This window comes from Bartonella sp. AA89HNZF, assembly GCF_042196905.1.
GTDB lineage: Bacteria > Pseudomonadota > Alphaproteobacteria > Rhizobiales > Rhizobiaceae > Bartonella.
On sequence record NZ_JBHIRD010000024.1, the window covers coordinates 19,366 to 20,827 of the forward strand.

2 protein-coding genes are annotated in these 1,462 nt (G+C 46.4%); both read left to right on the top strand.

The features are described 5' to 3' along the window. Positions 1 to 648, top strand: a 648-nt coding sequence (locus tag ACFIN0_RS08480) for a baseplate J/gp47 family protein (RefSeq protein ID WP_375702314.1), incomplete at its 5' end; no start/stop codon positions are given. Then, the coding region (locus ACFIN0_RS08485) for a phage tail protein (RefSeq protein ID WP_375702315.1) at positions 648 to 1,462 on the top strand (815 nt) is incomplete at its 3' end. The genes ACFIN0_RS08480 and ACFIN0_RS08485, both read left to right, overlap by 1 nt.

Below are 1,462 nucleotides of genomic sequence, written 5' to 3' on the forward strand. Positions count from 1 at the left end.
AATGAAGTGGCGCGGGATAATTTACTCACATTTGCGCGTGGAACAAGTTTAGATCATTTGGGGGATTTTCATGGGGTCACGCGCCTTTTGGATGAAGATGATGAGCGTTTGCGCCGCCGCATTCGCTTGAATAGACAAGGACATTCCACAGGGGGCACAGCGCCACGTTATCAATATTTTGCCCTCTCAAGCGATATCCATGTCAAAGATGCTTTTGTTTATCGTGAGGGTAAAAGTCCGCTTATTCATGTGGCTCTTTTTAGTGACGCTCCTTCAGGGGTGGCTGATGAGGCTTTAATTGCAAAGGTGCAAGCAGCCCTTGATGCCCCCCATGTTAAAATGACCAATGACCACATCCTTGTGAAAAGCGCGGTACAGCGGATGATCAATGTTTCTGCTGATTTTTGGTTGTTACCGGATGAAGGCTCCTTTGTTTTGGAAAGAGCGGAGCAGAATTTAAGAGCAGAATGGGCGCGTGCATGGAGGCTTGGGCGTGATTTGTCTTTAAGTTGGATACTAAGCCGCTTGATGGTTGAAGGCGTTCACCATGTAAACATAACGCAACCTTGTGAGGATATTTTGGTCGCACCTGATGAAGCTGTAGCTTTGGGGGATATTGTCTTGTCTGAACGGGGGCGTGCTTATTGATGCTTTCCTCACTTTTGCCCCCAAATTCGAGCTTGTTTGAACGTTGTTTTGCAGAAGCAATGGCTTTTGACCCTCACGTTAAAACGGCACTCGAAGAAATACCACGCGCGAAATTTATCACGCGTCCGCCTTCTTGGTTGCCCTTTTTAATAGACGAATATGGCTTACAAGAATTAAACCCTTATTTCTCTACCCTTTATGATTTAATTGATCAGGGTCTTGCATGGCAAAATATTCGCGGCTCCCTTGCGGCAATAGAGATAGGGCTTGAATGGCTAGGGATTTCGGCACGCTTTCAACCCGCCTGGACGGGGCGAGCATGGTGGAATTCCTTTCAACTTGATTTTGATCAGTTGCCTGAACGCAAAAGCCTTGAAGCCATTGAAGCAATTACCGACCTTTCCAAAAGTTTGCGCTCTGATTTTCGCCGTGGGACCTATGGTTATGATGTGCAAGCCATGGAAGGCAATATGTCACGCCTTGATGACAGCATGTTGGAGTATGAAAGCGGTGTTCGCTTAACAGCTGGGGACACTTTGTTTTCCTTTGGACGCACAACAGAAATCAATCACACGCTCACAAGAGAAGAAGGCAGGCTTATTGGTAATTGGATAGATGATGGGGATGAAGAGTTAAGCTGGAACCAAATTGATTATCCTTGGGATTTGGCAAATTTTCCGTGGTGTTCGGTCAAAAAACATGAACGCGATATACTCATGGCAGAGTGGTTTAGCAACCGCACGCTTTATCTCGTGTTAAGAGACAGCCAAAATAGCGTGATTGGGTATCGCAGATGCTATGCTGTAGCGCCTGT